This is a genomic window from Xanthobacter sp. 126 (assembly GCF_000526175.1).
GTDB lineage: Bacteria > Pseudomonadota > Alphaproteobacteria > Rhizobiales > Xanthobacteraceae > Xanthobacter > Xanthobacter aminoxidans.
Window position 1 is genome coordinate 4,849,049 of sequence record NZ_JAFO01000001.1, and the last position, 23,997, is coordinate 4,873,045.

The window sequence follows — 23,997 nt, forward strand, 5'->3', positions numbered from 1 at the left end:
TATTTTCTTTCGCATCTTCGCCGCACTGCAGCGAAAGCCTTGAGCCGACGGCCCTTTCCCGCTTATCTCGGTAGGGGAGGCTTCCACGATGCCGCGTCGCTGTCCAGACACACGGACGATACTACCCCGGAACGGGGACGCCTGAGCCGTGCGCCTCGTCTGCCTGCCCCATGCCGGCGGCTCCGCCGTGCTCTATCGCAGCTGGAAGGCCGCGCTCGCGGGCCTTGCCACCGTGGACAGCCCCGAGCTTCCCGGCCGCGGTTCCCGCCACGGCGCGCCAGTGCCGGCGAGCCTTGCGGCGCTGGCCGAGGACATCGCCGCGCCCCTCGCCCATCGCCATGTGCCGGTGGCGCTCTACGGCCATTCCATGGGCGCGCTGCTGGCCTTCGAGATGGCGCGGGCGCTCGCCCGCTACGGCGTCACCGTGGCCGGGCTGGTGCTCTCCGGCCGCGCCGCGCCGCATCTGCCGTCTCCCCGGCTCGACCGGCACTTGATGAGCGATGCCGCGCTCATCGAGGAGCTGAAGCGCTTCGGCGGCACGCCCGAGGTGCTGTTCCGCCGTCCCGAAATCCTCGCCATGACGCTGCCGGCGCTGAAGGCGGACTTCCGCATGGTGGACACCTATGCCTTCACCCCCGGCCCGGCTTTGGCCTGTCCGGCAGTGATCCTCGGCGGCGCGGACGATCCCGCCACCCCCGCCGCCAGCCTCGAAGCCTGGCGCGAGCACATCGCCGGCCCGGTGGCGGTGGAGGTCTGGCCCGGCGGGCACTTCTTCACGCGCTCCGACGAGGAGCGCCTTCTCACTTTGCTGAAGCGCACCCTCTCCGTCTGGCGCGCCGCCCGTGCTTGATCCGTCCTCGCCGGTGGATGCCGCGCGGCTGGCGCCGGGGACGAGCCTCCTCGCCATCGCGCGGGTCGCCGATGCGCCTGTGAATCCCGACCTTTCCATCGCGCTGCCGGCCGGAGAGGCCGCGCGCATCGCCCGCCATGTGAAGGCGGACGACCGCGCCGCCCGCACCGCCGCCTGGAGCCTCGCGCGCACGCTTCTGGGCGCCGCCCTCGGCCTTCCCCCCGCCGACGTGCCGGTGGCACGCCGCGCGAACGGGCGGCCGGCGCTCGGCATCGCCTCGGATCTCGACTTCAACCTCACCCATTCCGGGAGCTGGGTGGCGGTGGGGCTGGCGCGCGGTGGCACCATCGGGGTCGATGTGGAAAAGGCGCGCGGGCTGGATTTGTGGACCCGCCTCGCCCCCGATTTCATGCATGAGGACGACCGCACCCGCTGGTCCGCCCTCCCCGAGGCCGATCGCGCCCCGTCCGCACTACGCCAATGGTGCGGCAAGGAGGCGGTGCTGAAGGCCACCGGCGAGGGCCTCGCCGGCGATGCGCGCGGCGTGCGCCTGCCCGAAGGCGGCGGCCTCGTGGTGCGCGCCGGCCGCGCCTTCCTCACCGGCAGTGGCGCTTTGCCCGCCGCCGCCTACGCCTTCGCCGTGGAGGCGGACGCGCCGACGCTGTTCCTCTCCGCCGGAGCGGGATGGGAACGGCTCGCCGGCTGACGGCCATGCGCCGTCCGGAACCGCCGTCGTCCTCCGACTTGATCGGAGGACCCATCCCGCCGCCGGTGCAAACGTCAACATGGGCCCTCCGGTCCAGCCGGAGGGCGACGCAGGTGAAGCGATGCAGAGCGGTCGTTGCCGGTCCATCGCACGGATGCGCTAGCATGGCCGGTGGCGGTCCGGTCGAGCCGGGATCGACGACGCGGAGGGGACGATGTCGGGGGACACGCACACTTTGAGCCTCGCCGAGCGGCTGGCGGCCCTGTGGAATCATCTGGGGCTCGACGCCGCCCATGTGGCGACACAGATGCCGGGCAGCCTCTCCGGCTTCGCGGCGGCCCATCCGGCACGCATCGCGGGCCTGCTGTTCCATGAGCCGGTGGGCTGCGAGCCCGCCGCCTTCGCATCCGTCGCCGACCGCCTGACGGTGCTCGCCGGGGATGGCGGCACCTCCTCCCAGATCGCCGGAGTGATCGCGGCGGCCCTTCCCGAGAGCCGCCGGCGCGTCCTCGAAAACTATGCGCAGCCCGGATGGGCCGACCATGTGCGCGACCGCACGGACGCGGTGGTGGACGCCCTGAAGGATCTGCCGGGCACGCCCAGCGTGCTGGCCCGCGCGCCCGAAAGCGGCGCCCATGCGGGCATCAGCTACGACATCAGGGGATCGGGCCCGGCCCTCGTGCTCTTTCCCCTCTTCCTCGCCCCCACCCAGTGGGACGCGGCACTGCCCCGCCTCGCCGCGCATTTCACCGTGATCCGGCTGGGCGGCGCGCATCTCGGCGGCGTCTCCCTGCTGGAGGACCGCGCCAGCAGCCCCAGCTATCGCGGCATGTTCGGGACGCTCCTCGACATCCTCGACCCCGACCCCGCGGATCACATCCTCGACGTGGGCACCGGCTCCGGCGCGCTGGCGCGGATCGCGGCCCGGCGGGCGGGTCATGTCACCGCCTGCGACATCAATCCCTACATGGTGCGGGAGGGGGCGGACCTCGCCGCGAGCGCCGGCCTGTCGGATCGCATCACCTTCCGCGAGGCGGATGCCGAGCACCTGCCGTTCGCGGACGCGAGCTTCGACCATGCCTACAGCGTGACGGTGCTGGAGGAATGCGACGCCGACCGCGCCCTCGCCGAACTGTTCCGGGTGGTGAAGCCCGGCGGGCGGGTGGGCGTCATCGTCCGCGCCATCGACGGCCGGCACGTCTTCAGCGCCGACCTGCCGGATGCGATCCGCGCCAAGGTGGAGGTGGTGCCGCCCATGGTGTCGCCCGGAGGCGTTGCCGATGCCAGCCTTTACCGGCGCATGCGCACGGCTGGCCTTGTCGATCTCGTGCCCTGCCCGGCCATGCCGTCCTTCGACAACGGCAGCGGGTTCTGGCGCTTTGTGGTCGGCCGGCTGGAGCCGCGCCTCTCGGCCGAGGAACTGGCCGTGTTCCGCGCGGCCCTCGCGACGGCCGAGGCCGAGGGCAAGCTGTTCGTCACCTTCCCCCATCACGGGGTGGTGGGCACCAAGCCGGCGGCGACCTGATCTCATCGCCATCGTCTTCATTTGGTGCATGTCATTGGTGATCGTCATGGCCCGGCTCGTCCGGGCCATCCACCCCGCCGCAGCAGGATTGCAGCAGGATCGGCACCGCTCCGGCGGCGAAGTGGATCCCCCGGACAAGCCGGGGGATGACAGCCGCGAGGGCGCAGCGAGGTCCCCTTAAAGCTGCCGGTTGAGGTTTTCGGCGAAGGAGAGGATGTGGGCGCGGGTGGCCTGTTCGGCGGCATCGGCGTCGCGGGCGGCCAGCGTGTCGACGATGGCGGCGTGCTCGTCCACCACGCGGCGGTGGTGGGCGACGTCGCGGAGCGAAACGAACCACACGCGCTGCGCCCGCTCGTGCAGGTTCCGCAGGATCTCGCCCAGCACCGGATTGCGCGCGCCGCCGGAAATGGTGAGGTGGAACTCGCGGTCGAGGGCCATCAGTTCCGTAATGTCGCCGTCGCCCGCGGCGGCGGTGCCCCGGCGCACATTCTCCTTCAGCGCGGCGATGACGTTTGCATCCGCCCGCTCGGCGGCAAGGCGGGCGCAGAAGCTCTCGTTGAGCAGGCGCACCTCCACCATGTCGCGCACCTCGTCCTGCGTGATGGGGCGCACGATGATGCCCTTGCGCGGCAGCACCTCCACCAGGCCGTCGCGCATGAGCCGATCGAAGGCCTGGCGCACCGGCGTGCGGCCGAGGCCGAGGGAGGCCGCCACCTGCGCCTCGCTCAGCGCCTCGCCGGGGCGGAAGGCGCACATGATGATGCGCTGCTTGATGACGTCATAGGCCGTGTCGCGGAGGGAGCGGACCTGCGGCGGCCCGACATCCTCGGCGATCTCCGGACCCACGTCGCGCGCATCGAGCTGCATGGCGCCTCTCCCTGACCGGTGCCGGTCGTTCTGCCTTGGCCCTTGCCCCCTGTCCTGCCCCCGCTCAGCCGGCGACGGGAAGGACGGTCACATCATACCCATGGCGGATGATCCGGCCCAGCACCGGGTCCTCGATCTCGAACTCGAACCGCGCGGCTGGGCGGATGCCGCCGATGGCCGCGAGCGTGCCGCAGAACATGGCGGTGCCATCGGAGAATCCGGGCTCATAGCCGGCGATGATCTCCTCCGGCGGCAGCATGGCCGCCACCGAGCCCTGCTGGTAGAGCACGCGCGCGCCGTCGATGACCGCATAGGAGCGGATGAGCAGGCTGTCCCAGTGCGGCAGCACCTCGTCCAGCGCCCAGAGATCGGCGGCGACGGGCTTGTCGCACATCTGCTTGGACACGGTGATGCCGTAGGTCTCGACCTTGCGGTCTGTGTGGTCCGAGCCGACGCCCAGCCAGCGGCGGCCGCCGGCCTGGAGGATCATGAACTCCACCTCGCCGGAGGACTCCGGGCCGGTGGATTCGATCTCGCCGGCCGTGGTGAAGCGGGCGGCGGCGACGCGGTAATAGATGGGCGTCGAGGCCGGGCGGGCGACGCCCAGTTCCTCCAGCTCCACGATGTGCTTTTCCAGCGCGACCTTGTCGCGGCCGGTCCAGCCCGCGATCACCGCATGGCGGATGGCGAGGGTCTCCGTGCGGCTCTCGCCGCCGGCGTGGAGGGTGAAGGTGAGCTTCGTGCCCATCGGGATCTCTCGTTCAGAAGACAGGGAAGTGACCGGCGCCTCCGAAAGGGGGAGGAAAGGAGGCGCCGGCCGCACGCACTGGCCCGGAGCGCGATCCGAGCAGGGCAATCTGCTCGGTGAATCGCCCTCCAAACTGAGACAGAGAACGCGTTGCCCGATCAGCTTGCGATGCAAGCTGATCGGCGCGTGCCCTGGTCAGTTCGGCGTGCGCGTGTCGAGAAGGGTCCACTTTCCGCCCTTCACCTCGAGGATGTAGACGGGCTTCACGGCGTCGCCATCGGTGAAGGAGATGGCGCCTTCGAGCGCCTGGTAGTCCTTCAGCTTGGCGAGCTGGTCGCGGATGGCGGCGCGCTCCTCGGCGAGCTTCGCCTTGTCGCCGGTCACGCCCGCGCGCTTCATCGCCTCGGAGTAGAGGTAGACGATGTCATAGACCGAGGCGTCCATCTGGTTCGGGTCGGTGCGGGTGAGGCCGGCGGCCTTGGTGCGCTTGCCGAACTCGGCGGTGAAGGCCTTGGTCTTGTCGTTCACCTCGGGGAAGAAGGTGGTGCCGATGGTGAGGTTGTCGCCGGCGCCGTCCATGCGCTTGGGCAGCTCGGGATCGGCGATGGTGGTGCCGCCGACGATGCGGGTGGAGACGCCCTGGCGCTTCAGCTCCTTGGCGAGGTTCACCGCGCCCTCGGGCGGCGAGCCGAGGCCGACGATGTCAGGCGCCATCTGCTTCAGCTGCGCCACCTGGGGCGACAAATCGAAGGCGGCGAGCTGGAAGTCCACCGACCCCTTGGAGGGGATGGAGTACTTCTCGAACATCTTGGGCACCACCACGGTGCCGATGGACTTGGACACCACGTCATCCGTGGCATAGGCCGCCGCGCCCGAGGCCATGGGCAGCTTCTTGTCCTTGATGGAGCCGAGCACCTGGTCGATGACCTTGCCCTCGTCCGTGGTGTTGCGGAAGCCGTAGGTGAAGCCCTTGGTGAGGCCGGGGGCCGAGGAGGCCATGGACATCTGCGAGATGCCCTCGCGCTCGCCCACCGGGAAGGTGGTGCGCACTTCCGAGGACGAGAACGGGCCGATGACGGCGAGCGCATTGGCATCCTGCGCGAAGGAGCGCAGCGCGGTGGTCGCCTGCTTGGGATCACCGGCGGTATCGAACTTCACCACCTTGATCTTCTTGCCGTTGATGCCGCCCTTGGCGTTGATCTCCTCCACCGCCATGTCGACGGCCACCTCATTGGTGTTGGCGAGGCTCACATAGGGGCCGCTCTTGGCCATCATGTAGCCGAGGACCAGTTCGCCCTCCGCCCGCGCGGCACCGGAGGCGACCAGCGCCGCCAGAAGGCCGGCGCCGAACAGCACGCTCTTCTTCATGTCCCGTTCTCCTCTGAGGGTTTTATTGTCTCAATGGGCGGCCGACCCGCCGCCCAGATACGCGTCCTGCAAGCGGGGATCGGCCGCGAGCACGTCGGGCGCGCCGGCCATGGCCACGCGGCCGAGTTCCAGCACGGTGGCCGAATGGGCGGCCTTCAGCGCCTTGCCGGTGTTCTGCTCCACCAGCAGCACGGAGAGGCCGTCCCCGTTCAGCTCGCGGATGAGGTCGAACAGCTTGGAGACGAACAGCGGCGAGAGGCCCAGCGACGGCTCGTCCAGCATCATCAGGCGGGGCTTCGCCATCATGGCGCGGCCGATGGCCAGCATCTGCTGCTCCCCGCCGGAAAGGCAGGAGGCGGCCATGTGGCGGCGCTCGGCGAGGTTGGGAAAGCGGTCGTAGATGGCCGCCATCTCCCGCTCCACCGCCGCCGTGTCGCGCCGCATGTGGGCGCCGAGCCGCAGGTTTTCTTCGACCGTCAGGGTGATGAGGATGCGCCGGCCTTCCGGCACCAGAACCAGCCCCGCCCCCATGCGCCGGTGCGGCGGCAGGCGGGTGATGTCGGCCTCAGCGAAGGCGATGCCCCCCGCCTTGGCCGGCACGGCGCCTAGGATGGCCTTGAGCAAGGTGGACTTGCCCGCGCCGTTGGCGCCGAGCACGGTGACCACCTCGCCCTCGTTCACGGTCAGCGACACGTCCGAGAGGGCCGCGACGCGGCCGTAGGAGACGGAGAGGCCGGAGACTTCGAGCAGCGCCATGGTTCAGGCCTCCTCGTCCGTGCCGATATAGGCCTCGCGCACCAGCTTCTCCTGCCGCACGCGCGAGAGCGGGCCCTCGGCGATCTTCTCGCCGAAGTTCAGCACCACCACGTTCTCGCAGATCGAATCCACGAAGTGCATGTCGTGCTCCACCACGAGGAGGGTGACGCCCTTCGCCATCAGCGCCTTGAGATGATCGCGCAGGGCATTGGTCTCGTTGGGATTGAGGCCGGCGGCGGGCTCGTCCAGCATCAGCAGGCTCGCGCCGGCCAGCGTCGCGCGCACGAGGTCGATGCGCTTGCGCACGCCATAGGGCAGCGCGGAGACCATCTCGTCCGCCCAGCGGCCGAGGCCGCTCTCCTCCAGCGCGGCGCGCGCCTCGCGCTTCCAGCGATGGTTGGGGAAGAGGCGGTAGGGGGTGAGCAGCGCGCCGAGGGAGGAGGCGCGCACATGCTGGCCCACCAGCAGGTTTTCCAGCACCGACAGGTGCGGCATCAGCCGGATGTTCTGGAATGAGCGGGCGACGCCGGTGGAGATGCGCTTGCGCGAGGGCATGCGCGTCACGTCCTGCCCGTTCACCTCGATGCGCCCGGCATCGACGCCGTAGACGCCGCTGACCAGGTTGAACACCGTGGTCTTGCCCGCCCCGTTGGGTCCGATGAGGGCGGTCGTGACGCCCTTCGGCACGGTGAAGGACAGATCGCGGATGGCGCGCACGCCGGCGAAGGATTTGGAGAGACCGGTGATGGCGAGAGCAGCACTCATCACGCGGCCTCCGCCTTGCGCCGGAACAGGCGGAACAGGGAAGACGTCACCAGCCCCTGCGGCCTGATCGCCATGAACAGGATGATGAAGACGGCGAACAGGGCGTAGCGCCACTGGTCGGAAGCGCGCAGCAGCTCCGGCACCAGCGTGAAGAAGGCGGCGCCCACCAGCGGCCCCCACACGGTCTGCGTGCCGCCGAACAGCACGTAGAGCACGGTGAAGACCGAGAGCAGCACGTTGAAGTGCTGGGCCTCGACGAAACTGTAATGGTGCGCGTAGAGCCCGCCGCCGAAGCCAGCCACCGCCGCCCCCAGCGCGAAGGCCGCGACCTTCATGCCCCGCACCGACACGCCGAGCAGGTCCGCCACCGTCGCATCGCTCTTCACCGCCGTGAGGCACAGCGCGAAGCGGGTGCGGGAGATCAGCAGCATGAGCACCACCACGCCGGCCGCCGCCGCATAGACCACATAGGGCCCGGCATAATCGGTGACGGGATAGCCGGCCGCGCCCCCCACCACTTCCAGATTGAGGAAGACGGCGGAGATCACTTGGCCCAAAGCGAAGGTGGCCATGGCGAGATAGATGCCGTGGGTGCGCAGCACCGGCATGCCGATGAGGAGGCCGACAACCCCCGCGAGGCCCGCGCCGAGCGGGATGGCCGCCCACATGGGCCACATATATTCGTTGGTGAGAAAGGCCGAGGCATAGGCGCCGATGGCCATGAAGCCGGCGATGCCGAGGTTCAATTGCCCCGCCGCAAGCGGCAGGTAGACCGCATAGGCGGCGATGACATTGAAGGCGAGGACGACGAGGACGCCCGTCAGATAGCCGCTCATCACAGCTTCTCCCGGCTGGCGGCGCGGCCCATGAGGCCCTGCGGACGCACGATGAGGATGAGGAGCAGGAGGCCGTAGACGGAGATGTTCACCACGTCCGCGCCGATGAAGGAGATGGACAGCACCTCCGCGAGGCCGATGACCAGCCCGCCGAGCACCGCGCCCCAGATGGAGCCCATCCCGCCGACGATCATGGCCGCGACGCCCTTGAAGCCGACGCCCTCGCCCATGAAGGGCGACACCTGCTGGTAGTTCACCGCGAAGAGAATTCCCGCCAGCGCCGCCAGCAGCGCCGAGGCGATGAAGAGCTGCGGCACGAGGCGGGAGATGTCGATGCCCATGAGCAGGGCCGTCTCTCGGTTCTCCGCCACGGTGCGGATGCGCCGGCCGCCGGCGGTGGAGGAGAGATACCAGGATAGGAACGCCACGAGGCCGAGGGAGAGCGCCAGCGAGATGAGCTGCGCGATACCGATGACGAGGCCGCCGAGGCGGATGTTGAGGTCCGGCAGCAGGGCCGGAAACGCCTGCTGGTCCGAGCCGTACTGGATCAGCATCAAATTCTCGAGCAGCACCAGGAAGCCGAGGGAGGAGACCAGCGGCACCTCCGGGTCGCCGCCCTGCATGGGCCGGTAGGCGAAGCGCTCCACCAGCAGCGAGACGAACGCCGCCGCCGCCAGCGCTCCGGCCGCGGCGAGGAGGAAGGGCCAGCCCGCCTTCATCAGCCCGAAGGCGAGCATGCCGCCCACCATGAACAGGCCGGGGAGCGAGAAGTTCAGGAAGTTGAGCACGCCGATGGCGAGGGTGAAGGCCACCGCCACAAGCATGTAGATGGCCCCGAGCATGAGGCCGTTGACGATCTGCTGCGCGAGCATGGGCCGGGGCAACCTTCCTCTCGTACGCCGTGACGCGGGCGCTGCCCTTCCCCCTCCGCCTGAGGCGTCGCCCTCCGGAGATTGCGGACGGCACGGAAGCGGGGCAGCGATTAGGTTTGATACAAAGCTATTTTGAGCGTGGCTTCAAGCTGAAATTTCAGGCGGATTTCACTGCATTGCAGCAAGCGCCCTCCCCGCCTGTGCGCTGCATCGCCAAGGGCTTGCGCCGAGTTGAGAGAGTTGCGCGCGCAGCGCCTGCCCTCGGCGCGGGCGCCCTTCTGCACACGCCTGCGGCAGAGCGGCCGGTGCCCCGGCGCCCAACCCTCCGCGCCCGGCGACGCCCTGCAGGGCTCCGGCCCCGATCTTGCTATCGCCCTTGCATCCCCGTTCGCGATGCCAGGGCGTGTCACAGGTCGGCCAAAAATGTCGAAGCCCCGACATCGTTCGAGACATGAGGCTGCCCCATGAAACTCATCGTCGAACGCCTGGTGGTCGAAAGCCTGGTGGACGCCTTCCCGGACCAGGCGCATCTCCTCGCCCAGCCGCGCTTGTCGAGCCGCATGGAGCTGGGCCTCGATGCGCTGAAGCCCGATGAGCTGGCCCACCTGCACGAGCTGGTGCTTAAAACGGGCGGCACCACCATCCGCGGACAGGAGGAGCAGCTCGCCAATCTCGTGGGCGTGTTCCGGGACGACGGCCGGCGCTTCGGCCCGGACGAGCTGGAGGATCTGGCGGGGGCGATCGCGCTTTACTTCGTCAAGCACTGCATTCGCGGCTGGCTGTTCCGCATGAACCCCTCGGGCAAGCCCGAGCCCTATCTCATCACCCGCCTCGACTACACGCCCCCCGGCGAGGAGGAGGCGGGGCGGCTGATCGTGGAGTTGAAGGCCAACAATCGCGGCAAGACCCACGTCGAGAATTTGCTGATCCGCTCCAAGGACCTGCGCGGCCTCACCATTCCCGGCACGCTCGCCGCCAAGGGCTGGCTGATGGAGGATGTCGGCCTCCTCGCCTCCTTCGACGACCAGATGGTGCGCTATTTCGAATGGCGCGGCCGCTATGGCGAACAGTTCTCAGGGCGCGGCACGGGCCTCTTCGCCGAAGACCCCACCGCCAACCGGCGCGACACCGACTGGGCGCGCAAGGCGACCGTGGTCCTCTCCTCCTCCGGCAGCGAGGCGCGGCTGGTGAACGACGAGGAACTCCTCGGCGAGCGCACGCTGGGCACGGAGACATCCGGCTTCTTCCTCGACAAGATCGTGAAGAAGGCGGACAAGCAGAACCTGTTCCACATGGCCGTGGACGAGGCGCTGCGCGCGGCGAAGGACAGCATCCCCAAGGGCGCCTTCACCGACATGCCGGTCCATCCCCTGATCCTGATGTTCCATCTGGAGCTGCACCACCATGTGTGGGTGCATGTGGACGACATCCGGCCCTACGAATACCACCCGGAGCTGAAGCAGAAGCTGGTTCTGCCGCCGGAGCAGACCGACCTCATCGACATCCTCACCGCCGAGATGAACACGCTCATGGACGACGTGGTGGCGGGCAAGTCCGGCGGCACCACCGTGCTCTGCGCCGGCCCGCCCGGCGTCGGCAAGACGCTCACCGCCGAGGTCTATTCCGAGATCATCCAGCGCCCGCTCTACCGCGTGCATTCCGGCCAGCTCGGCCTCGATGTGGCGCACATGGAACAGGCCTTGAAGGATGCCCTCACCCGCGCCCAGCGCTGGGGCGCGGTGATGCTGATCGACGAGGCGGACGTCTACATCAAGCGCCGGCAGGACAACCTCACCATGAACGCGGTGGTGGGCGTGTTCCTGCGCGTGCTCGAATACTTCAACGGCCTGCTGTTCCTCACCACCAACCGGGTGGACGACATCGACGAGGCCATCGTCTCGCGCTGCATCGCCCTCATCAAATATCACTCCCCCGGCCCGGATGACCGGCGCAAGATCTGGCGGGTGATGTGCGACCAGTTCGGACTCATCCTCTCCAACGAACTCATCGACACGCTGGTGGAGATGTTCCCGGAGACCTCGGGCCGCGACATCAAGGGCCTCGCCAAGCTGGTGGCGAAATACTGCTCGCAGAAGGGCGTGCCCCCCTCCATCGACGCCTTCCGTCGCTGCGCCATCTTCCGCGCGCTGGACGTGCCGCCGCTCGCCTGAGCGGCGCCCGGATAGGGCACCCCCATTGCCCTCACTGGCCCGCCCGGTCCCTCGGGCGGGTCTTTTTTGTCTGCGGCGCCTGAGCGTAGCCTCTTGGACCGGTCGAAGACCGGCGGCATTAAGACCCGTTGAAATGCACCCGGCCGAAGCCGGAGACGTCGTAGCCGCCCAGCTCCGCCGCCCGCGCCTCGAAGGCGGGGTCGTGGCAGAAGGCGACGAGCTTCTGGAACGAGGGCTCGAAATAGGCCCGGCGCCAGACCATGAGGTCGAAGCGCTCCTCCACCAGCGGCACGAAATCGAGATTGTGCAGGCGCGCCGCGGCGGCGATGCCGAGGCCCACATCCGCCCGCCCGGCGGCAACCGCGAGGGCGAGGTCGGTCTCCGAGCGCTCCGCCGTGCCAGCGCAGGTGAGATGGTCGCGGCCCATCCCCTCGGCGGCGAGCAGGCGGTCGAGTACCAGCTCGCTCGCCGCCTCCTTCTGGCGCGTCTGGAATTTGAGGCCCTTCACGTCGGCGAGGCAGGTGGGCGGACGGGGAAGGCCCGGTCGGCAGATCAGCCCGCGCACCCGCCGCGCCCATTCCACCAGCACCCACGGCGCGCGGCCGAAGCGTTCCTCCACGACACCCGCGTTCCAGTCGTCGCCCTCCGGCACATGCAGGCCCACGGCGATGCACTCGCCCCGGTCCGCCCGGTCGAGGCCGTCGAGCGCGCCGTCCATAAGGCAGGCAATGCCGGAGCGCGATTCGCGCAGCGCCCATTCCAGCAGCGGATCGTGACCCCCGGTCATCACCGACGGCGGGGCGTGATGGTCCGCCGGTGGGGCATGGTGGGTGGCGTCCGGCGTGGGGGTCGAGGCCGGTCCGGGATCAGCAGAGCCGGCGATCCAGTCCTGGATTTCCCGGCGCGGGAACAGCAGCTTGCCGGTCACGCGCCGGACCGGAAGGCCGCCGGTGGCGACGAGGTCGTAGACCTTGCGCTCGCGCACCCTCAGCAGCGCCGCGAGTTCGCGGGTGGTCAGATATTCCGACATCCGGTCCGGCCCGATTGGCCTCCACCACGCAGGGCGCGCCGGAGGAAACGACACTTTTCTCTTATATTTACATGAATACGGCATGACCGCCGCGCCGCAAGCCCAAATTGTAACCCTGCGACGGGGCACCGCTGGTGTGGCGCTTGCGTTAGACTGCCGGGCACGCCAGCACAGGCGGAACGATTTCCAGCCGGATTTTCCCCATGACCACTGCCGCGTCTCCTGCCCGCATCGGCATCGTCACCATCTCGGATCGCGCCAGTTCCGGCACCTATGAGGATCTGAGCGGCCCGGCCATCGAGGCCTGGCTGCGCCACGCCATCACCAGCCCCTGGGTCGCGGACTACCGGGTGATCCCGGACGGGTTCGAGAGCGTGCGCGACACCCTCATCGCCCTTGCCGACGACGAGCACATGGACCTCATCTGCACCACGGGCGGCACCGGACCCTCCCCGCGCGACCTGACGCCGGAGGCCATGGCGGCGGTGATCGAGAAGCCGCTGGCGGGCTTCGGCGAGCAGATGCGGCGCATCAGCCTCAACGAGGTGCCCACCGCCATCCTGTCGCGGCAGGAGGCGGGGGTGCGCGGCAAGTCGCTGATCGTGAACCTGCCGGGCAAGCCCGCGTCCATCGCGGTGTGTCTCGCGGCGGTGTTCCCGGCCATCCCCTATTGCCTGGACCTGATCGGCGCCGGGCGCATCGAGACCGATCCGCAAGTCTGTGCCGCGTTCCGGCCCAAAGGCGCGTAAGGCAGGCTCAGACCACCACCACGCCGCGGTGCTTGGCCTCGCCCTCGGGCTCCACATGGATGGTGATGATCGCATCGTCCATGTCGCGCTCGAAGGCGTTCTCGATGCGGTCGCAGATGTCGTGGGCGGCGGCCACCGTCATGTCGCCGGGCACCACCAGGTGGAATTCCACGAAGGTGATGCGCCCGGCATGGCGGGTGCGCAGGTCGTGCGCCTCGATGGCACCGGCGGCATGGAGCGAGACCAACTCGCGGATGCGCGCCACCACGTCCGGCGGCGGGGCGGCGTCCATCAGCCCGCCCACGGAGTCCTTCATCAGGCTCCAGCCGGTCCACAGCACGTTGAGCGCCACGAGGCCGGCGATCAGCGGATCGAGCACCGGCCAGCCGGTGACGGGCACCAGCACGAAGCCGATCAGCACGCCCACCGAGGTGACCACATCGGTCAGCACATGCTTGCCGTCGGCGACGAGGGCTGGCGAGCGCATGCTCTTGCCCACCCGCAGCAGAACCAGGCACCAGATGGCGTTGATGACCGTCGCCGCGCCGTTGATGAGCATGCCGGTGAAGGGCTGGTCGGGCAGATGCGGGTCGAGGAAGCCGTAATAGGCCTCGCGCATGATGGTGACGGCCGCCACCACCACGAGCACGCCTTCCAGCACCGCCGAGAGATATTCCGCCTTGTGGTGGCCGAACTGGTGGTTGTCGTCGGCGGGGCGCGCGGACACGGTGATAGCGAACAGCGCCGCGGCCGAGGCGGCGACGTTGATGATGCTTTCCAGCGCATCCGACAGCAGCGCCACCGAGCCGGTGACCCACCAGGCCAGTGTCTTCAGGCCGAGCACGATGGCACCGACGAGCACGCTCGCCGCCGCGATCCAGAGCACCTTGCGGCTCATGTCGGCCTCCATTCTGATACCGTCGGGAGCGGTCCCGCGGGTCCGTCCCCTGCGGTCGGCAGGACGTACCGAACCGCGCGCCCCGGCGCAACCGCGCCGGGGTCGCACTCCCGGACAAGCTGGAGGTTACACCCGCCTTACACCGTCCCTTAGGGAAGCTTCATGTGCTCGAGCGCGCGCTGGATGGCTTCCGGCCCCACCATGATGACGCCGTCGAACGGGGAGCTCATCTCGAGGATCAGGAAGATGGCGCCGGCCAGCGACAGCGCGCACAGGGGAAAGACGATGAGCGAGACCAGGTTCACGGGCGAGAACAGCCCGAAGCTGGCGAAGATCAGCGTCAGCCAGACGATCAGCACGACGATGAACACCGGCGGGATCTCGGTGACGGCCTCGGCGATCAGCGTCCAGCGCAGCGCGTTGAGCGACTTGAACCGGTCGAGCGCCTCCGCCTTGAGATCGGTCTGCTCGGGACCGGTGGGCTCGAGGATGCGGATCTCGTGGCCGGCTCGCTCCAGCAACTGCTCCGAATCGAAGCTGGCGACCATCACCGGCGGCCCGTCGGGCTGGGGCCAGGTCTCGTTCATGGCGTGGACCGTATAGGCGCGCAGGGCCTCACGCGCCGGCTTGGCAGCGGGTCCATAATGCTGGAGCGTGGCATCGAGGATGGTGAGGTACGTCGCATATTGCTGCACGTCCTTGCCGGTGGTGTCGAAATTGCCCTTCACCGAGGCCGTCATCAGGCCGAGGATCAGCGACGCCATGGCCGCGACCATGCCGACACCCAGCTTCACCGCCTCCTGCGTGTCCTTGGAAAGGTGATGCGCCTTCAGCCAGCGCTGCGAGCCCATGCCGAACAGCGCCCCGCCCTCGAGCGCCAGGAAGACCAGTAACGCGACGTGCCAAGCCTCCATGGCTTCCCCCCCGGCCTGCACTCCCGTCTGAGTCTTGCTTGATTATCGGCGCAGGCGACCGAACGTATCGCCCGATACGATGCCGGCTTTGCAGCGTAAAGGGAGAAAATCGTGCGCGGGCGGCCGAACCCTCGCGAAATCGGGCGGCGATCAGCGGGAGGCGGCTGCGATCAGCGCCCGCTTGCGGGCAAGGTCGGCATAGCCGGCGACCACGTCCGCACCGATAACGTAGGCGGGCGGATCGAGCACACGGAGCGCGGCGGCGAGCGCCACCCCCTGAGTGAGGATGTCCGTAATGTCCGGCTGGTTGGCGGCGCGGAACACCTTGTAGTGGTCCAGCCCCTCGGCACGCACCACGTTGAGCGCCTTCACCCCGTCGATGTCGCCGGTGGTGGCGGCGAGCGCGAGGTAGAAGTCGCCGAACTTGGCCGGCTGCATGGCGAGCACGGCCAGCGCCACGCGCGCCGCCTCGATGGAGCCCACGTCCACCCGCGGCGTCTGCACGATGGCGTAGGCGAGCTTGGCGTCGCCGGCGAGCAGCTCGCGCATGTCGAAGGCGGAGCGGCGCCAGTCGGGGGCGTTGAAATCCACCAGCTCGGTGACGAGTGGCTTGGTCTTCTGCGCGCCCAGCACGGCCTTGCCGGGCATGGCGTCGAGCAGCTTGCGCGCGTCGGGCGTGAGGGGATCGGCGAAGGCGGGGGATGCCGCAGCGGCAATCAAGCCGGCACCGGCGGCCAGAAGCCCCCGGCGTGTCAGCGGACGATCCGGGGCGCCCATGCCCGCCGGCCCTATTCGGCCGCTTTGGTCGGTACCTCGGAGGCGGCCTGCGCCTCCGCATCCTCCTGCGCCTTCAGCACGTCGGGGTGCGGCATGGAGATGATGTTGTAGCCGGAATCGACGAAATGCACCTCGCCGGTGACGCCCGCGGAGAGGTCGGAGAGGAGATAGAGGGCGGAGCCGCCCACCTCCTCGATGCTGACCGTGCGGCGCAGGGGGGCGTGGCGCTTCTGGTAGTTGAACATCACCCGCGCATCGGCGATGCCGGCGCCCGCCAGCGTGCGCACCGGGCCGGCGGAGATGGCGTTGACGCGGATGCCCACGGGGCCGAAATCCGCCGCCAGATAGCGCACCGAGGCCTCAAGGGCCGCCTTGGCCACGCCCATCACGTTGTAATTGGGCATGACGCGGGTGGAGCCGCCATAGGTGAGCGTAATCAGCGAGCCGCCGTCCGGCATCAGCGCCGCGGCGCGCTTGGCGATCTCGGTGAAGGAGAAGCAGGAGATCACCATGGTGCGGGAGAAGTTCTCCCGGCTGGTGTCGGCGTAGCGGCCCTTCAGCTCGGACTTGTCGGAGAAGGCGACGGCGTGGACCAGGAAGTCGATCTTGCCCCAGCTCTCCTTGAGCGCGGCGAACACCGCGTCCACGCTGGCGAGGTCTTCCACGTCGCACGGCAGCATGAGGGAGGAGCCGACGCTCTGCGCCAGCGGCTTCACGCGCTTGGCCACCTGCTCGCCCTGGTAGGTGAAGGCGAGTTCCGCGCCCTGACCCGCCAGCGCCTTGGCAATGCCCCAGGCGATGGAATGATCGTTGGCGACACCCATCACCAGGCCGCGCTTGCCCTTCATCAGGTCCTGCATAACCTACCCTCTCGCGCCTGAGACGCCGATAGCAGACGGCGCCCGGCCACGCCATCGCGTTTCGGCCGGCGCCGGCTCACCATTGATGACCAATCCTGAACGCCGCCCTATCGGAGCAGCAGGCGTCCAGCAGTTTCAGGCGTCCACCTGCCTCAGGCGTCCACCTGCGTCAGGCATCCACGTGCTTGATGACGAGGCTGGCATTGGTGCCGCCGAAGCCGAAGCCGTTGGACAGCACATGGCCGAGCGTCACGTTATCCACCCGCTTGCGCACGATGGGCATGTCGGCGAAGGCCGGGTCGATCTCCTCGATGTTGGCGCTCTCGGCGATGAAGCCGTTCTGCATCATGAGGATGGAATAAATGGCCTCGTGCACGCCGGTGGCGCCCTGCGAGTGGCCGGTGAGCGACTTGGTGGCCGAGATGGGCGGGCACTTGTCGCCGAACACCGCGCGGATCGCCTCGATCTCCTTGAGATCGCCGATGGGCGTCGAGGTGGCGTGGGGGTTGATGTAGTCGATGGGCGCCTTGATGCCGGAGATGGCGAGCTTCATGGCACGCTCGGCGCCCTCGCCCGAGGGGGCCACCATGTCCACGCCGTCAGAGGTCGCGCCATAGCCGGCGATTTCGCCATAGATGCGCGCGCCGCGGGCCTTGGCGTGCTCCAGCTCTTCCAGCACGAGGACGCCGGCGCCGCCGGAGATGACGAAGCCGTCCCGGTTCTTGTCATAGGCGCGGGAGGCCACCGCCGGGCGGTCGTTGAAGTTGGACGACATGGCGCCCATGCCGTCGAACAGCACGGAGAGGGTCCAGTGCAGGTCCTCGCAGCCGCCGGCGAAGATGATGTCCTGCTTGCCGTACTGGATCAGCTCGTAGGCGTTGCCGATGCAGATGTTGGTGGTCGCGCAGGCGGCCGAGATGGAATAGCTCAGGCCCTTGATCTTGAACCAGGTGGAGAGCGTCGCCGAGGCGGTGGAGCCCATGGCCTTGGGCACCGCGAACGGGCCGACGCGCTTGGGCCCCTTCTCGCGGGTGATGTCGGCCGAGTCGACGATGGTCTTGGTGGAGGAGCCGCCGGAGCCCATCACCAGGCCGGTGCGGATGTTGGACACCTCGTTCGGCTCAAGGCCCGAATCGCGGATGGCCTGCTCCATCGCCACATGGTTCCACGCGGTGCCGCCGCCGTGGAAGCGCATGGCGCGGCGGTCAACCACCTCTTCCGCATTCAGGGTCGGCGCACCGTGCACCTGGGAACGGAATCCGAGCCGGGAATAGTCCTCAGCGAAGGAAATACCGCTCTTGGCTTCGCGCAGGCTGGCAAGAACCTCCTGCGTGTTGTTGCCGATGGACGAGACAATGCCCATCCCGGTGACGACGACGCGCCGCATGTCAAATCCCCATTGGAGTGCACCCAGTGTCGCCGCAGATCGTGGCGAGGCCTTGTCAGGCGCTCGCGGCGCCTGCGGGCTGGGGTGCCGTCTCAGCCTGGAACAGGCCCACCTTCAGATCCTTGGCGCGGTAGATCACCTCGCCGTCCGCCGCCAGCCAGCCGTCGGCGATGCCGAGCACCAGCTTGGAGCGCATGACGCGCTTGAACTCGATGCCGTAGACCACCTTCTTCACGCCCGGGAGAACCTGGCCGGAGAATTTCAGTTCGCCGAGGCCCAGCGCCCGGCCGCGGCCGGACGAGCCGAGCCAGCCGAGATGGAAGCCCACGAGCTGCCACATGGCGTCAAGGCCGAGGCAGCCGGGCATGACGGGATCGCCCTTGAAGTGGCAGGCGAAGAACCAGAGGTCCGGATTCACGTCCAGCTCGGCGCGCACCATGCCCTTGCCGAATTCGCCGCCGGTCTCCGAGATTTCCGTGATCCGGTCGAACATCAGCATGGGCGGCAGCGGCAATTGCGCGTTTCCGGCCCCGAACAGCTCGCCACGTCCGCACGCGAGGAGATCCTCATAATCGAAGCTGGTCTGCCGGTCCGCCATTCTTGCCAGTATCGCCGTTTGCCGCCTCTGCACCGCCCGCAAGGGCCGCCGAGGGTTGCTGTTGATGAGCCCGCAAGGGCCGCCCCCGCCATCGGTGGCGGGCACTCCCTAACATAGGCAGGGGCGCGCTCAAAGTCATGAAAGCGTCACGGGTGGCACGACGCGCGCGATATCCGGCCGCGCCGGGCGAACCGGATCGGCAACTCGGGCGTTGCCCTTGGGGCACTGGGCTATGGTATCGCCAAGGGGCGGGGCGCATCGGCGCCCAGGTCGCGACATCGGGCGGGAGCATGCAATGCCGATTCTCAAGGAGTTCAAGGAGTTCGCGGTCCGCGGCAACGTGGTGGACCTGGCGATAGGCGTCATCATCGGTGCCGCCTTCGGCAATATCGTCACCTCGCTGGTGGGCGACGTGTTCATGCCGGTCATCGGCGCGGTCACGGGCGGGCTCGACTTCTCGAACTATTTCATTCCGCTCTCGAAGTCCGTGACCGCTGCCAACCTCGCTGACGCCAAGAAGCAGGGAGCGGTATTGGCGTATGGTTCATTCATTACCATCGCCATCAATTTCATCATCGTGGCCGCTGTGCTCTTCCTCGTGGTGCGCGGCATCAACGCCTTGCGCCGGGCCGAGGCCGGCAAGCCGCCGGCCGCGCCGACCAAGACAGAGACGCTGCTGATGGAGATTCGCGACCTGCTGGCTTCGGAACGGCCCGCCGCCCGCCCACCGGTGATGCCCGCGCGCCCCACGCCGCCGACGATGTGAAACCGGGAGCGAGGTGGCTCAGGGTTTCGCTCCCTGCGCCGCCAACGCATCTTGCCGGCGCAGGAAGCCGCGCACCACCGCCACCGACTCGTCGGGGCGGTCGTTGAAGATGCCGTGGGCCGCGCCGGGGATCACCGCGAACTCAGCGCCGCCGGGCACCTGCTCGGCAAAGGCCGCGACGGTGGCGATGCGTGTCTCGTCATACTGGCCGATGACGAACAGGGTGCGCGCCCCGTCGAGCCGCGCCAGCAGCGGTTCCCCATCGTAATCCTTCAACGTGCCGGTCTGGGTGAACTCGCCGGCCCCGTTCATGGCCACATAGAGCTTTCCGTTGAGCTTGAGGTTCTGCGCCGCCTCATAGGCCTTGCGCATGGCGGGCAGCGGCTCGCGCCGGTTGAAGGCAGCGTAGAAGGCGCCGGCGGCGGCATCGCAGGTGGCCGGCGGCGGTGAAGCGCTGCCTTCGCAGGCGTCGATCACCGCCTGCACGTCCGTCGGCAGCGCGGCGCGGCGGGCGGCCACATCGGCGATCCAGCTCTTGCCGGAGACGAAGGGGCTCGCCAGCACCAGCCCGGCCAGCGTCGCGGGGCGCCGCGCCGCCCATTCCAGCGCGATGGTGGCGCCCCAGCTGTGCCCCAGCACATGGAAGCGCCCGAGGCCCAAGGCGGCGGCGACGGCGTCGATCTCGTCGGCGAAGCGGGGAACGGTCCAGTTGGCGGGATCGTCGGGATGGTCGGAGCGGCCGCTGTCGAGCTGGTCATAGAGCACCACCATGCGCTCGTCGGCGAGTTCCAGCGGGTCGTGGAAGGTGGAATGCATCCCGCCCGGCCCGCCGTGGAGGAGCAGCACCGGCAAGCGATCCCCCGTGCTCACCCCGTTGGTGCGCACATAGATGCGCCCGCCCTTCACCGGAACCATCAGCTCCCGGTCCGCCGGGGGAAACACCGCCGGCCGCGCGAGGGCCGGCCGGAGAGGCGGGACCAGCGCCGCCGCGCCGATAAGAGAGAGGAAGGCGCGTCGATCCAGCCCGGCCATGGTGCCCCGCCGTCAGAAGGAAGGAACATCACGGGTATCATAGTAGCCGCCGCGGTCAAGCGGCGCGCCACCGGACAGGATCAGCGGAAATCCGCGCCCACCGCGTCCGCCACATGGGCGAAGCCGTCGGCCTTCAGGCGGGCGGCAAGGTCGGTCTTGATGCGACCGACGAGGCCGGGGCCATGGAACACCAGCGCGGAATAGAGCTGCACGAGGCTCGCGCCGGCCCGGATCTTGGCATAGGCGTCGGCGCCCGAGCTGATGCCGCCCGAGCCGACCAGCGGCAGGCGTCCACCCACGAGGCGATAGAGCGCCCCGAGCCGCTCGGTGGAGAGCGACATGAGCGGCTTGCCGGAGAGGCCGCCGGCCTCGCCCTTGTGCGCGCTGTGCAGGCTCGCCGGGCGCGACAGGGTGGTGTTGCCCATGATGATGCCGTCGATGCCGGTCTCCAGCGCCACCTCTGCCACGTCGGCGAGGCCGGCGTCGTCGAGATCGGGCGCCACCTTCACCAGCAGCGGCGGGCGTTCCGCAGGGTCAGGCACCGAGGCATTGCGCACGCCGACGAGGTGGGCGAGCAGCGCCTCCATCTCCGCCCGCGCCTGCAGGGCGCGCAGGCCCGGCGTGTTGGGGGAGGAGATGTTGCACACGATATAATCGGCGAGCCGGCAGGTGGCGGAAACGCCGGCGGCGTAGTCCTCCAGCGTGTCCTCGCTCTCCTTGTTCTTCCCCACGTTGGCGCCGAGGATGCCCTTGCCGCCCGCCGAGCGGCGCTTGGCCAGCCGGTAGACGAACGGGGCGAGGCCCTCGCTGTTGAAGCCGAAGCGGTTGATGACCGCCTCATCCTCCTCCAGCCGGAACAGGCGTGGCTGCGGGTTGCCCGGCTGCGGGCGCGGCGTGACCGTGCCCATCTCGGCGAAGCCGAAGCCCATCTTCAACAGGCCGTCCGCCACCTCGCAATGCTTGTCGAAGCCGGCTGCGAGGCCCACGGGATTGGGGAAGTCGAGGCCCCACACGCGGGTCGCGAGCACCGGGTCGTCATGGCCGGAGAGGTTCGGCATCAGGCCCCGTGCCATGGCGCGGACGGCATAGCCGTGCGCCCGCTCCGGGGTCACCAGGCCGAGGAAGGGCCGAACAAGGGCGTAGAGATCCATGAAGGGCGTCACTCGCCGGTGGTGGCGGTGCCGCCGTGGGCCTTGGACCAGCTGTGCGGATCGTTGAGGAACGATTCGATCTCGGCCACCTGCTTCGATTCGAAGCGGTTCATCTTCTTCACCTGCGCCAGCACGTCCCACCAGGTGGCGAGGCGGTGGAGGCTGAGGCCGGCGCTGTCCAGGATGCCCGAGGCCTCGGAGAAGATGTCGTAATAGAAGAACACGAAGCAGTGCTGGCACTCCGCCCCGGCCTCACGCAAGGCATTGACGAAATTGACCTTGCTCTTGCCGTCGGTGGTTAGGTCCTCGACCAGGAGCACCCGCTCACCGGGCGCGAGGTGGCCCTCGATCTGGGCGTTGCGGCCGAAGCCCTTGGGCTTCTTGCGCACATACTGCATGGGCAGCATCATCCGGTCGGCGACCCAGGCGGCGAAAGGAATGCCCGCCGTCTCGCCGCCCGCCACCGTGTCGAACTGCTCGTAGCCGATCTCGCGGTAGATGGTGGAGATGCCGAAATCCACCAGCGTCTGGCGCACGCGGGGGAAGGAGATGAGGCGGCGGCAGTCGATATAGACCGGGCTCGCCCAGCCCGAGGTGAAGATGAAGGGCTCGCCGGAGGAAAAGCGCACCGCCTCGACCTCGAGCAGCATCCGCGCCGTCTGCTCGGCGATGGTAGCCTTGTCCGGGAAAGCAGTGACATTCGCCATGAGTGAAGCCTTCGTCGCGGTTTCGTCGCTTGTGTGTGACGCGCATATATCAGAGCGGAGCGGCATTGCCACACCTGCGACCGCAGGGCGCCCCCGCGCAGGAGGAAGGCTCACCCCTTCCGGGCGAGGCCCCGGGCGTGCTCCAGCGCCATTTCCAGCCGGTCGTTGCCCCAGAACAGCTCGCCATCGGTGGTGAAGAAGGTGGGCGCGCCGAACACGCCGCGGGCCTGCGCCTCCTCGGTCTGCGCGCGCAGGCGCGCCTTGTTCACCTCGGATTCGGCGTCGGCGATCACCTCGTCCCAGAAGTGGCCGAGGCCGGCGAGCACCTGACGGATGGTCTCCCGGTCCGAAATGTCGCGCCCCTGCGCGAATTCGGCGGAGAACAAGGCGCGGGTGAAGGAGGGGCGGCACGCATCGTTAAGGTGCATCGCCACCCGCGCCGCCAGAAGGCCGTTGGCCGGAAAGGTCGCCGGCTTGGTGATGGGCGGCAGGCGCTGGGCGGCGGCGAGGCGGTCGAGATCCCGCCACATATGCGCACCCTTCAGGGGATAGACGTTGAACGGCGAGCTTGCGTAGCCCTGCGCGGCGAAGATGGGGCCGAGCAGGAACGGCTTCCAGTGCACCCGCACGTCCGCAAGCTCGGCCAAGGCGGCGATGCGGCAGGCGGCGAGATAGGAATAAGGCGAGGCGAACTCGTAATAGAAATCGAGGCTGCCGCTGGCCATGGGCGTCTCCGGCCTGTACATCGCGGCGGAAGAGTGCGGCGGGGGAAGCTCCGCGTGCAAGGGTCTGAATCAATCGGCTGAATCAATTCCGGATCGGAGCTGGCGACGCGGTGAAGTGGGTGTTGTTCTTCGCGCTGGTGATCGGGGCCGCGGTGGCGATCCTGTTCACGGTGTTCCCCGAATGGGACATGGCCATCTCCAGCCTGTTCTGGAACGCCAGCCGGCGCACTTTCGGCGTCGCCGGCCTCGGCTGGGCGGCCGATATCCGCACCCTCGCCAACTGGCTGCCCTGGGTCTTCGCCGGCCCGGCCTTTGCCGCCATCATCCTCAAGTTCATTTTCCCCCGGGGTAAAATGTTCATCCCGGCGCGGGCGGCGGTGCTGCTCGCCGTGACGATGGCGCTGGGGCCTGGCCTCCTCGTCAACGGCATCCTGAAGGAGCATTGGGGCCGGCCACGGCCGGTGCATGTGGAATCCTTCGGCGGCAAGGACACCTTCCGCCCCTGGTATGCCACCGACGGCACCTGCCCCAGCAACTGCTCCTTCGTTTCGGGCGAGGGCTCGCTGGGCTTCTGGCTGGTGGCCCCGGCGAGCCTCGTGTCCGGCCCGGCGGGGGCGGTGGCGATGGTGGCGGCGGTCTCCTTCGGCGCGCTGGCCGGCGGGTTGCGTATCGCCTTCGGCGGGCACTTCTTCACCGATGTGGTGTTTTCCGGCGTGCTGGTCATCCTGCTCATCGTCGCCATGCGGCTCTGGCTCTACGACCGGTCGCGCAGCCCCACCGATGCCTCCGTGGAAGACGCCATCGGCAATGCCGGCCTCGCTCTTCAGGCGAACCTGCGCCGGCTTCTCGGCAAGGCCTGACAAGCCGCCTGACCCGCCGCCTGACTCCATCCTTGACCGAGACGGCTTGCCACGCCGCCGCGCGCGCCTATAGTCCGCG

General features: G+C 68.8%; 25 protein-coding genes. 7 read left to right on the forward strand and 18 right to left on the reverse strand.

Translation table 11 applies throughout. The annotated features are described in order from the left end of the window. Nucleotides 1–148: 148 nt before the first annotated feature. From XAN126_RS0122945 to XAN126_RS27365, 3 genes are all read left to right on the forward strand, one after another. A complete protein-coding gene (locus XAN126_RS0122945; protein ID WP_024280892.1) occupies nucleotides 149–850 on the forward strand; it encodes an alpha/beta fold hydrolase in 702 nt (233 codons plus the stop codon). Continuing rightward, entirely contained in the window at nucleotides 843–1,556 is a 714-nt protein-coding gene (locus tag XAN126_RS0122950) for a 4'-phosphopantetheinyl transferase superfamily protein (protein WP_024280893.1), read from the forward strand. The genes XAN126_RS0122945 and XAN126_RS0122950 overlap by 8 nt, the downstream gene beginning before the upstream one ends. Before the next feature lie 214 nt (nucleotides 1,557–1,770). Then, complete coding sequence (locus tag XAN126_RS27365) at nucleotides 1,771–3,081, forward strand: methyltransferase domain-containing protein (RefSeq protein ID WP_024280894.1); 1,311 nt, start codon at nucleotides 1,771–1,773, stop codon at nucleotides 3,079–3,081. A 177-nt stretch (nucleotides 3,082–3,258) separates the two neighbouring features. On the opposite strand, the gene XAN126_RS0122960 is transcribed toward XAN126_RS27365, so the two are convergent. From XAN126_RS0122960 to XAN126_RS0122990, 7 genes are all read right to left on the reverse strand, one after another. Beyond that, the gene (locus XAN126_RS0122960) at nucleotides 3,259–3,948 is read right to left on the reverse strand and encodes a GntR family transcriptional regulator (protein WP_024280895.1); all 690 of its coding nucleotides are present in this window, start codon (nucleotides 3,946–3,948) and stop codon (nucleotides 3,259–3,261) included. Between the two features lie 64 nt (nucleotides 3,949–4,012). After that, nucleotides 4,013–4,696, reverse strand: a complete 684-nt coding sequence (locus tag XAN126_RS0122965; protein WP_029877627.1) for a DUF2848 domain-containing protein — start codon at nucleotides 4,694–4,696, stop codon at nucleotides 4,013–4,015. 195 nt (nucleotides 4,697–4,891) lie between these two features. Then, a complete protein-coding gene (locus XAN126_RS0122970; protein WP_024280897.1) occupies nucleotides 4,892–6,064 on the reverse strand; it encodes an ABC transporter substrate-binding protein in 1,173 nt (390 codons plus the stop codon). A 30-nt stretch (nucleotides 6,065–6,094) separates the two neighbouring features. Next, nucleotides 6,095–6,820, reverse strand: coding sequence for an ABC transporter ATP-binding protein (locus tag XAN126_RS0122975; protein ID WP_024280898.1), 726 nt, complete (start codon nucleotides 6,818–6,820; stop codon nucleotides 6,095–6,097). Nucleotides 6,821–6,823: 3 nt separating this feature from the next. Next, the gene (locus XAN126_RS0122980; RefSeq protein ID WP_024280899.1) at nucleotides 6,824–7,585 is read right to left on the reverse strand and encodes an ABC transporter ATP-binding protein; all 762 of its coding nucleotides are present in this window, start codon (nucleotides 7,583–7,585) and stop codon (nucleotides 6,824–6,826) included. Beyond that, a complete protein-coding gene (locus XAN126_RS0122985; protein WP_024280900.1) occupies nucleotides 7,585–8,421 on the reverse strand; it encodes a branched-chain amino acid ABC transporter permease in 837 nt (278 codons plus the stop codon). The genes XAN126_RS0122980 and XAN126_RS0122985 overlap by 1 nt, the downstream gene beginning before the upstream one ends. Continuing rightward, the gene (locus tag XAN126_RS0122990) at nucleotides 8,421–9,293 is read right to left on the reverse strand and encodes a branched-chain amino acid ABC transporter permease (protein WP_024280901.1); all 873 of its coding nucleotides are present in this window, start codon (nucleotides 9,291–9,293) and stop codon (nucleotides 8,421–8,423) included. Before XAN126_RS0122990 ends, XAN126_RS0122985 begins: the two co-directional genes overlap by 1 nt. A 464-nt stretch (nucleotides 9,294–9,757) precedes the next feature. On the opposite strand from XAN126_RS0122990, the gene XAN126_RS0122995 reads away from it, so the two are divergent. Next, entirely contained in the window at nucleotides 9,758–11,464 is a 1,707-nt protein-coding gene (locus XAN126_RS0122995; protein ID WP_024280902.1) for an ATP-binding protein, read from the forward strand. 118 nt (nucleotides 11,465–11,582) lie between these two features. On the opposite strand, the gene XAN126_RS0123000 is transcribed toward XAN126_RS0122995, so the two are convergent. Then, the gene (locus tag XAN126_RS0123000; RefSeq protein ID WP_024280903.1) at nucleotides 11,583–12,494 is read right to left on the reverse strand and encodes a helix-turn-helix transcriptional regulator; all 912 of its coding nucleotides are present in this window, start codon (nucleotides 12,492–12,494) and stop codon (nucleotides 11,583–11,585) included. Between the two features lie 203 nt (nucleotides 12,495–12,697). On the opposite strand from XAN126_RS0123000, the gene mog reads away from it, so the two are divergent. Next, entirely contained in the window at nucleotides 12,698–13,243 is a 546-nt protein-coding gene (gene mog / locus XAN126_RS0123005) for a molybdopterin adenylyltransferase (RefSeq protein ID WP_024280904.1), read from the forward strand. Between the two features lie 7 nt (nucleotides 13,244–13,250). Here the strand turns inward: mog and XAN126_RS0123010 are convergent, their stop codons facing one another. The 6 genes from XAN126_RS0123010 to fabA form a co-directional block, all read right to left on the reverse strand. Next, nucleotides 13,251–14,141, reverse strand: coding sequence for a cation diffusion facilitator family transporter (locus XAN126_RS0123010; protein ID WP_024280905.1), 891 nt, complete (start codon nucleotides 14,139–14,141; stop codon nucleotides 13,251–13,253). A gap of 149 nt (nucleotides 14,142–14,290) precedes the next feature. After that, nucleotides 14,291–15,055, reverse strand: coding sequence for a DUF4239 domain-containing protein (locus XAN126_RS0123015; RefSeq protein WP_024280906.1), 765 nt, complete (start codon nucleotides 15,053–15,055; stop codon nucleotides 14,291–14,293). A gap of 150 nt (nucleotides 15,056–15,205) precedes the next feature. Beyond that, nucleotides 15,206–15,832 (reverse strand): hypothetical protein, encoded by a 627-nt coding sequence (locus XAN126_RS0123020; RefSeq protein ID WP_024280907.1) that lies wholly within the window; start codon nucleotides 15,830–15,832, stop codon nucleotides 15,206–15,208. Nucleotides 15,833–15,843: 11 nt separating this feature from the next. Further along, nucleotides 15,844–16,692, reverse strand: coding sequence for an enoyl-ACP reductase FabI (fabI, locus tag XAN126_RS0123025; protein WP_024280908.1), 849 nt, complete (start codon nucleotides 16,690–16,692; stop codon nucleotides 15,844–15,846). A gap of 169 nt (nucleotides 16,693–16,861) precedes the next feature. After that, nucleotides 16,862–18,079 carry a beta-ketoacyl-ACP synthase I gene (fabB, locus tag XAN126_RS0123030; RefSeq protein WP_024280909.1) on the reverse strand — a complete coding sequence of 406 codons (1,218 nt, stop codon included), beginning with the start codon at nucleotides 18,077–18,079 and terminating at the stop codon, nucleotides 16,862–16,864. 55 nt (nucleotides 18,080–18,134) lie between these two features. Continuing rightward, on the reverse strand, nucleotides 18,135–18,677 hold the full coding sequence (gene fabA / locus XAN126_RS0123035) for a 3-hydroxyacyl-[acyl-carrier-protein] dehydratase FabA (RefSeq protein ID WP_024280910.1): 543 nt from the start codon (nucleotides 18,675–18,677) through the stop codon (nucleotides 18,135–18,137). Nucleotides 18,678–18,978: 301 nt separating this feature from the next. Here fabA and mscL point away from each other — a divergent pair, with 301 nt between their 5' ends. Next, entirely contained in the window at nucleotides 18,979–19,443 is a 465-nt protein-coding gene (gene mscL / locus XAN126_RS0123040) for a large conductance mechanosensitive channel protein MscL (RefSeq protein ID WP_024280911.1), read from the forward strand. Nucleotides 19,444–19,461: 18 nt separating this feature from the next. On the opposite strand, the gene XAN126_RS0123045 is transcribed toward mscL, so the two are convergent. The 4 genes from XAN126_RS0123045 to XAN126_RS0123060 all read right to left on the reverse strand — a co-directional run bounded on the left by XAN126_RS0123045 (nucleotide 19,462) and on the right by XAN126_RS0123060 (nucleotide 23,058). Further along, nucleotides 19,462–20,475 carry a proline iminopeptidase-family hydrolase gene (locus XAN126_RS0123045; protein WP_081762760.1) on the reverse strand — a complete coding sequence of 338 codons (1,014 nt, stop codon included), beginning with the start codon at nucleotides 20,473–20,475 and terminating at the stop codon, nucleotides 19,462–19,464. Nucleotides 20,476–20,555: 80 nt separating this feature from the next. After that, on the reverse strand, nucleotides 20,556–21,626 hold the full coding sequence (locus XAN126_RS0123050; RefSeq protein WP_024280913.1) for a quinone-dependent dihydroorotate dehydrogenase: 1,071 nt from the start codon (nucleotides 21,624–21,626) through the stop codon (nucleotides 20,556–20,558). Between the two features lie 8 nt (nucleotides 21,627–21,634). After that, on the reverse strand, nucleotides 21,635–22,333 hold the full coding sequence (locus XAN126_RS0123055) for an orotate phosphoribosyltransferase (RefSeq protein ID WP_024280914.1): 699 nt from the start codon (nucleotides 22,331–22,333) through the stop codon (nucleotides 21,635–21,637). A 110-nt stretch (nucleotides 22,334–22,443) separates the two neighbouring features. Further along, a complete protein-coding gene (locus XAN126_RS0123060; RefSeq protein WP_024280915.1) occupies nucleotides 22,444–23,058 on the reverse strand; it encodes a 2-hydroxychromene-2-carboxylate isomerase in 615 nt (204 codons plus the stop codon). Between the two features lie 110 nt (nucleotides 23,059–23,168). Here XAN126_RS0123060 and XAN126_RS0123065 point away from each other — a divergent pair, with 110 nt between their 5' ends. Beyond that, complete coding sequence (locus XAN126_RS0123065) at nucleotides 23,169–23,918, forward strand: phosphatase PAP2 family protein (RefSeq protein WP_024280916.1); 750 nt, start codon at nucleotides 23,169–23,171, stop codon at nucleotides 23,916–23,918. Nucleotides 23,919–23,997 lie beyond the last annotated feature (79 nt).

Excerpts from the sequence above, each read along its gene's own strand:
- XAN126_RS27365 (WP_024280894.1), top strand. The coding sequence starts at position 1,771 with ATGTCGGGGGACACGCACACTTTGAGCCTCGCCGAGCGGCTGGCGGCC.
- XAN126_RS0122960 (WP_024280895.1), bottom strand. The coding sequence starts at position 3,948 with ATGCAGCTCGATGCGCGCGACGTGGGTCCGGAGATCGCCGAGGATGTC.
- XAN126_RS0122965 (WP_029877627.1), bottom strand. The coding sequence starts at position 4,696 with ATGGGCACGAAGCTCACCTTCACCCTCCACGCCGGCGGCGAGAGCCGC.
- XAN126_RS0122970 (WP_024280897.1), bottom strand. The coding sequence starts at position 6,064 with ATGAAGAAGAGCGTGCTGTTCGGCGCCGGCCTTCTGGCGGCGCTGGTC.
- XAN126_RS0122975 (WP_024280898.1), bottom strand. The coding sequence starts at position 6,820 with ATGGCGCTGCTCGAAGTCTCCGGCCTCTCCGTCTCCTACGGCCGCGTC.
- XAN126_RS0122980 (WP_024280899.1), bottom strand. The coding sequence starts at position 7,585 with ATGAGTGCTGCTCTCGCCATCACCGGTCTCTCCAAATCCTTCGCCGGC.
- XAN126_RS0122985 (WP_024280900.1), bottom strand. The coding sequence starts at position 8,421 with ATGAGCGGCTATCTGACGGGCGTCCTCGTCGTCCTCGCCTTCAATGTC.
- XAN126_RS0122990 (WP_024280901.1), bottom strand. The coding sequence starts at position 9,293 with ATGCTCGCGCAGCAGATCGTCAACGGCCTCATGCTCGGGGCCATCTAC.
- XAN126_RS0122995 (WP_024280902.1), top strand. The coding sequence starts at position 9,758 with ATGAAACTCATCGTCGAACGCCTGGTGGTCGAAAGCCTGGTGGACGCC.
- XAN126_RS0123000 (WP_024280903.1), bottom strand. The coding sequence starts at position 12,494 with ATGTCGGAATATCTGACCACCCGCGAACTCGCGGCGCTGCTGAGGGTG.
- mog (WP_024280904.1), top strand. The coding sequence starts at position 12,698 with ATGACCACTGCCGCGTCTCCTGCCCGCATCGGCATCGTCACCATCTCG.
- XAN126_RS0123010 (WP_024280905.1), bottom strand. The coding sequence starts at position 14,141 with ATGAGCCGCAAGGTGCTCTGGATCGCGGCGGCGAGCGTGCTCGTCGGT.
- XAN126_RS0123015 (WP_024280906.1), bottom strand. The coding sequence starts at position 15,055 with ATGGAGGCTTGGCACGTCGCGTTACTGGTCTTCCTGGCGCTCGAGGGC.
- XAN126_RS0123020 (WP_024280907.1), bottom strand. The coding sequence starts at position 15,832 with ATGGGCGCCCCGGATCGTCCGCTGACACGCCGGGGGCTTCTGGCCGCC.
- fabI (WP_024280908.1), bottom strand. The coding sequence starts at position 16,692 with ATGCAGGACCTGATGAAGGGCAAGCGCGGCCTGGTGATGGGTGTCGCC.
- fabB (WP_024280909.1), bottom strand. The coding sequence starts at position 18,079 with ATGCGGCGCGTCGTCGTCACCGGGATGGGCATTGTCTCGTCCATCGGC.
- fabA (WP_024280910.1), bottom strand. The coding sequence starts at position 18,677 with ATGGCGGACCGGCAGACCAGCTTCGATTATGAGGATCTCCTCGCGTGC.
- XAN126_RS0123045 (WP_081762760.1), bottom strand. The coding sequence starts at position 20,475 with ATGGCCGGGCTGGATCGACGCGCCTTCCTCTCTCTTATCGGCGCGGCG.
- XAN126_RS0123050 (WP_024280913.1), bottom strand. The coding sequence starts at position 21,626 with ATGGATCTCTACGCCCTTGTTCGGCCCTTCCTCGGCCTGGTGACCCCG.
- XAN126_RS0123055 (WP_024280914.1), bottom strand. The coding sequence starts at position 22,333 with ATGGCGAATGTCACTGCTTTCCCGGACAAGGCTACCATCGCCGAGCAG.
- XAN126_RS0123060 (WP_024280915.1), bottom strand. The coding sequence starts at position 23,058 with ATGGCCAGCGGCAGCCTCGATTTCTATTACGAGTTCGCCTCGCCTTAT.